Annotated in this window: 4 protein-coding genes; 3 read left to right on the top strand and 1 reads right to left on the bottom strand. The window is 42.4% G+C overall.

The window, feature by feature from the left end; translation table 11 throughout:
• Positions 1–861: 861 nt before the first annotated feature.
• Positions 862–1,026 (bottom strand): hypothetical protein, encoded by a 165-nt coding sequence (locus JXR81_03065; protein MBN2753828.1) that lies wholly within the window; start codon positions 1,024–1,026, stop codon positions 862–864.
• A 228-nt stretch (positions 1,027–1,254) separates the two neighbouring features.
• Between JXR81_03065 and JXR81_03060 the strand changes: the two genes are divergently transcribed.
• From JXR81_03060 to JXR81_03050, 3 genes are read left to right on the top strand one after another with little or no spacing between them, the layout of a single operon-like run.
• On the top strand, positions 1,255–3,297 hold the full coding sequence (locus JXR81_03060) for a PorV/PorQ family protein (GenBank protein ID MBN2753827.1): 2,043 nt from the start codon (positions 1,255–1,257) through the stop codon (positions 3,295–3,297).
• Positions 3,297–4,355, top strand: a complete 1,059-nt coding sequence (locus JXR81_03055) for a tetratricopeptide repeat protein (GenBank protein MBN2753826.1) — start codon at positions 3,297–3,299, stop codon at positions 4,353–4,355. Before JXR81_03060 ends, JXR81_03055 begins: the two co-directional genes overlap by 1 nt.
• Before the next feature lie 12 nt (positions 4,356–4,367).
• The gene (locus JXR81_03050; GenBank protein MBN2753825.1) at positions 4,368–6,242 is read left to right on the top strand and encodes a tetratricopeptide repeat protein; all 1,875 of its coding nucleotides are present in this window, start codon (positions 4,368–4,370) and stop codon (positions 6,240–6,242) included.
• Positions 6,243–6,247 lie beyond the last annotated feature (5 nt).

The following is a 6,247-nucleotide window of genomic DNA, read 5'->3' as shown; positions in this document are numbered from 1 at the left end:
TGCCATAATCCATCCTCCTTATTATACTCAGTACACTTAAGTGTACTTCAGATTATGGCCGTTTACACAAATTTTATGACAGACTCTAATGTGAGCAAAGGATTAGAATACTCTTTTGAAGATAAACAGTGGCATTACTGGGAAGTTTCAAATCAATAATATATTTATGTTTTACTGGATTTTTTTGATTATGAAGGATGTAAGGGAAAGAAAAAAGGGGTAGGAGCCTGATTCGTGATTTTAAAATGCGCAACTACCAAGGAGAGAACAACATCCGCGGGCTGAAGACCCGCGTCTACCAAAGATGAGAAATTCAAATCAAAATCAAAACAACGCGCCCTAAAAGGACGCGGCTACCAGGGATAAAGAACAGAGGGACGAGAAAGACAAATTCAAGACAAAGTTAAAACAACGCGCCCTAAAAGGACGCGGCTACCAGGGATAAAGAACAGAGGTCGGATGCACAGAGGGTTGGAGGGACGGGAAAGAATCAACTACCGCGGGCTAAAGACCCGCGTCTACCAAACAATGAAATTTACCCAAAGAGGTATGATATATTACGTCTTCTAAGGTATCTATGGAATATCCCCGCTGCTTTTGCTCGTGAACTCGCTGCATTGCGGGGATTTCCGCTCGCGTGCTCGCTTCAACAACGCGCCCTAAAGGACGCGGCTACCAGGACGAGAAAAAACAGAGGAACGGAAGGTCGAAAGGATAGTGTTTAAGCTATAGGCAGTTAAGCAGAAGCGAAACGGAAACGATGCTAGATTTCACGTTATAGGTTAATTGCTTAATACGTTAAGGTGCTAGATTTTACGCTATAGCTTAATTGCTTAATATGCTAAAGTGCTATGTTCATACCTAATGTTTTTTCCCGCATCTTGCGCAGACAAACGAATCTTTTCCTTCTACCTTAACTTCAATCTTTCCGCCGCAGTCGCAGGTAAGGCGGCGCGGGCCTTTGCGTTTGTCCTGGGGAACTATTTCCTGTTTTTTTCTTCTGTCTTTGGCGCGGTTATCATCCATATATTATTACCTCCCGGGGATTGATTAATCATTTAATTACCATATATTATCAAAAATACAGCCTTCGGGCAATGGGAATATACGAAAGTTTTCGGTATAAAATACAGTAACATAATTCATTTTCGTTCTTTTTTCGCTTAAAACTTAACAAAATAAATGTTATTGACTATTTCAATTATAATGATAAAATTATATATATATAAAATATGAGTTTAAAAGGGGCGTGCGGTGGCGGAAGTAACAGGCCGTATAAATTCTAAGATAAGCATATTAATAATTTTTTTATTTATATTTATTGCGCCTTTTACCTCCCTTAATGCCGGCAGTTTTGGCACAAGTACTGCTGAATTCCTTAAGATAAAACCCGAAGCTGTTCAGGCGGGAATGGGAGAGGCAGGCACCGCTTTACCCGACGGCACAAATGCCCTTATTTTTAATCCTGCTAATCTTGCGCTTATGGACAAGGCGGAAATAACTCCTACCGGTATTTTCTGGTTTAATAATATCAATATGCAGCACATTGCTTTTGGCGTGCCGTTTGAAAAAGGCTCCGGTTTTGGTGTAAGCCTTCTTTATATTGATTACGGTTCTTATGATTCTACCGGCGGTACGTCGCCTTCTGTTTCTCTGAAAAACGCGGTTTTAACGGCCGGTTTTGGAAAAAGTTTTGGAGACACTTTCAGTTTTGGCGTGCAGTCAAGGGGGATTTACGAGGATTTTATGGGCGATGTCAGCATGGGAGTTTCTTTTGACACGGGGATTTCTTTAAGCCTATTAGAAAATAATATTTATGCGGCATTAACCGTAAAGAACCTGGGGTTTTTATCAGGTACGAATGACATGTTTCCTGTGGAATTCGGCGCGGGGCTGGGTTTCAGGGTTTACGAAGGCGCGTTTGATGTTTTCAGCGCCGCGATAGATTTTTCCAAAACCGCGGGCGCGGATAATATTTTTGCCGGCGCCGGGATTGAATATTTCTTATTCCGCGCGGTGGCGCTGCGGCTTGGCGCAAAATACAGCAACGCTTATGATCTTGGCAAAATGTCTTTTTCTGACGTGACAAAACTTACGTCATTAACCGGCGGGTTGGGGATTCACGTGGGCGATTTTGGGCTTGATTACGCGTTTACGCCAATGGGCGACCTTGGCGCGGTGCACAGGATATCCGCAAGTATTAAATTTGGCGCGTCAATGTATGAACAGCAGCTGGCGGAAAAAAACGCGGAATTTGTCCCCAAAGCAATTGAAGTGCCAAAGGTGAACGTGGAAAACGGGAAAATAAAATCAGTTTCCTTTAAGCCAAATGTCCCTGAAGAAAAAGTAAAGGAATGGAGCCTTGATATCAAAACGTCTGACGGCAAAATTGTAAAGTCTTTTTCCGGCATGGGCGAAGTGCCAAAGGATTTAAGCTGGGACGGCACGGACAACGTGGGCAAAATAGCGGGCGCAAATACCAATTATATATTTGATTTCAAAGCCAAAGATTACACCGGGCAGATTATAAAAACGGTGGGGCAGATTATTCAGCCCAAAAAATATGAATTTGAAGTTCCGGCGGACAAACCGTTTGTCCCGCTTAAAAACCATGAAATGCTTGTGGCGCCCATAACACTGCTTGTGTCCAGTGACAGTGATGAACGCAAAACAGTGCCTTTTGTTATGGTTAACAGGGAAATAAAGAAGATAAAGGACTGGAACTTTCAGATATTTGATTCAAAGAATACGCTGTTAAAGGAATTTTCCGGCGGGGAAACACTGCCTTCATACCTTGTGTGGGACGGCCTTGATTCCGCGGGTAAATATGTGGACGACCTTAAAGGGTGCAGATACGTGCTTAATGTCAACGGCGTTAACGGCAAAAAAGCGGTTATAAAAGACAAGCAGGTTATACGCGACCCGTTTATTATCACGGCAAAGAGCAAAAAACTTAAACTTGGCAAGAAGATATATTTTGACCAGAACTCTTTTGTCATAATGCCGGAAATGGCGTCAAGGCTTAATGAACTGGCGGCAGAAATTGAAGGGCAGAAAAATGTGCAGGTTTACATACAGGGGCATTCCAGCGAAGAAGGCGATGCCGCGCAGAATTTATATCTGTCCCAGGAAAGGGCGAAAACTGTCCTGCGGTATTTTGTGGAAAAATATAAAATGTCGCCGCTTTCAATCACCACGGTGGGCTATGGCGCCAAAGTGCCTTTAAATAAAAACCGCAACGAACAGGAAAGAAGGACAAACAGAAGGGTGGAAATAATTATTATGGGTGAAAAATAATGAAATTAAGAAAGTTTTTTGCCGCCGCGGTAATTGGGCTTTTATTTGCATCTGTTATTTACTCCGCTGAAAGCCCGGAAGCTTTATACAACAGGGCAAACGCACAGGCGGCTATTGGCGATTCTGCCGCGGCTATTGACCTGTTTTACAGGGTCATTGAAGATTATCCCAAATTCACTTACGCGGCAGACGCTATGTACCGCCTTGGAAACCTGCTGTACCGCACCGAAAGATATGAAGAATCGGAAAGGGTATTTAATGCCCTGGCGGGTAAGTTTAAAAATTATAAACACCTGGATAAGGCATATGAAAAACTTATACATATTTATGTGGAAGTCTACCCCGATAATGCCAAAGCGGACGCGATAAGGGACAAATATAAAAAACGTTTTGGAATAACGCCTGTGCTTACCGCCATTGACAAGACCCTTACAATTTTAAAAAGCGATGAACAGCAGGGTGCAAAAATTCTTGCTCTTGACGCGCACCAGATAACCGCCGGCAGGGCTTCGATTGTACCGCGTCTTGAAAAAGAAGTCTTTCCCGTAAGAAACTACATACTTGACGGGGTGTATTCGGCGGACAGAAAATTTATGGTAAAAAAAGACGGCGGAAAAAAGCAAAAAAATCTTGTTATTTATGATGCCGCGGGAAGAAAAATAAAGGCAATAAAGCAATCCGCCGGCGGGCAGGCGCCGCAGTGGTCGTGGGACGGCAGGTATATCGGCTACACAATTCTTACAAAAAAGGTAAGAAAAATTATGGTTTATGACGTCAAAAAGAATAAGGTTAAAAAGCTCTTTTCCGGGAAAAACGTGGAACCCATGCTTTTGTTTTCTCCGAAAGGCGGAAAGATAGTTTTTATATATAACGGCAACCCGTGGATTATGGAAAACACGGGAAATAATATTTCGTTTCTGGGAAAGATTAAGTTAAAAAAGGTCTTAATGGCGGCATGGAGCCAGTACGGCGAAAAGCTAATTTTTCTGCAGGACGGACAACGTGATTTTAATTTAATAGAACTTGAAAGAAAGCGCCTTTTAATAGGTGCTAAATAGGGAGGTAATAACATGAAAAAAACTTTTATTAAACGGCTGCTAACCGCGGTATTGGCGGTTTTTCTTTCATCCGCGGTATTTGCGTCCGTGGAAGAATACAAAAAAGCCGTGGAGCTTGACGGCAATAATGTTGTAAAACGCTTTAACCTTGGGCTGGCTTATTACAATGAAAACAGGCACGACGAAGCGCTTGATACGATGAAAAAGGTGCTGGAAATAAATAAAGACGACAAAGCTTCGCATGAAAAGGTGGATTTTTCCGCGGCGCAGATCGCGGGGATAATTTATTATAATTTTAAGAATAACGATGATGAAGCCATAAAATACTTTGACAAGGCATCGCAGTTAAATCCCGCGGACGGGGCAAACTATTTTTATGCGGGGCTTGCTTATCTGCGCAAGGAAAATCTGGACAAAGCAATAGAAGCTTTTACCAAAAGCATAGAAAAAAAATACGATGAAATGTCAGAGGCGTATTTCAGGCTTGGGCAGTCGTATTATAAAAAGAATATCTTTGGAGACGCTCTTATCAACTTTGAAAAGTGTATTGATATAAAACCCAAGCATCTGGAATGCAGGGAGCTTCTGGGGCTTATATATCATAAAAGGGAAAACGCGGACAAGGCTATAGAAAATCTTAAAGAGGTTGTAAAGGCAAATCCGGAAAACTTTAACGCTCAGTATCTACTTGGCCTTAATTACTTTAAGAAAAAAGAGTACGATAAGATGATAACCGCGTATAAAAAGGCAATTAATATTAACCCGAACTTTTCCGACGCGCATTACAACCTGGGGATGGCATACTATTACAGGAATATGTATAAAGAAGCCATTGAAGAGCTGGAAACCGCCAAGAAACTTAATCCGGGAGACTCTTCCACCTTCTCTCTTTTAGCGCAGGTAAAGACCACCGGATATGACTATTACCTTAGCAGCGGCACCACATACCTGACGGAAGAAGAATTCTTAAAGGCAAAAGAGCAGTTTACCCTTGCGCTTAAGGTAAAACCGGGCGACAGCGAAGCACAGAAATACCTGTCTTCTGTAAACGAAAGTATTTCAAAGCAGGTTCCCGATTACCTTGAAAAAGGCAAAAAAGCTTTTGAAGCGGGCGATGTGGGAGGGGCATATAACGCCTGGTATTATGTACTTCAGGTAAATCCGGATAACGGGGAAGCGAAAGACGGAATGGCAAAAGTTGAAAAAAATATAAGCGAGCTTATTTCCGCAAAGGAAAAGCAGGCAAAGCTTTATCTTAACCAGGAAAAATACACGGAAGCGGTGGATGAATATTACGAGTTAAAGAAACTGCTTACCGGCGCAAAGGCGAAGGCGGTGGATGAAAAAATACGCGCCGCAAGGGCTTCCCGCGACGCAAAGATAAAGGCGCTTTTGATACAGGCGGAAAAGTTTTTCAGCGGCAGCGATAAAAAAGTAAAACAAGACTACAGAAAAGCACTGCAGAAGTTTAATGATGTGCTTAAATATGATTCCGGAAATTCATCGGCCCGTGACGGAATAACAAAGGTAAATCAGAAAATAGAAGCGGATAAGGATAAATATCTAAGCCTTGCCAGGCAGAATAAATCCTCGCCGGAAAAAGCCAAGTCGTATTACCAGAAAGTGCTTGCGATAGATCCCAATAACGAAGAGGCAAACAGCGGGATAGAAAAACTTACAGGAACTCAAAGTAAAGCGTCTGTGGACGCCAAAGCTTTAAAATCGCTTTATTACGAAGGCGTTGATAAATACGTAAACGGCGAGATTGAAGCGGCAATAGCGGTATGGGGCAAAGTCATTGCAATGGACCCGGGTCACGCTGAAGCAAAGAAAAATATCGCAAGGGCCAGAGAGAAACTTGCTGCCATAAAAAAGTTAAGCAGATAAAAGGG

This window comes from Candidatus Goldiibacteriota bacterium (assembly GCA_016937715.1).
Lineage (GTDB): Bacteria > Oederibacteriota > PGYV01 > PGYV01 > PGYV01 > PGYV01.
This window is presented reverse-complemented; position numbering and strand designations above follow the sequence as displayed.

Coding starts and splice junctions, on each gene's coding strand:
- JXR81_03065 (MBN2753828.1), bottom strand. CDS start 1,026: ATGGATGATAACCGCGCCAAAGACAGAAGAAAAAAACAGGAAATAGTT.
- JXR81_03050 (MBN2753825.1), top strand. CDS start 4,368: ATGAAAAAAACTTTTATTAAACGGCTGCTAACCGCGGTATTGGCGGTT.
- JXR81_03055 (MBN2753826.1), top strand. CDS start 3,297: ATGAAATTAAGAAAGTTTTTTGCCGCCGCGGTAATTGGGCTTTTATTT.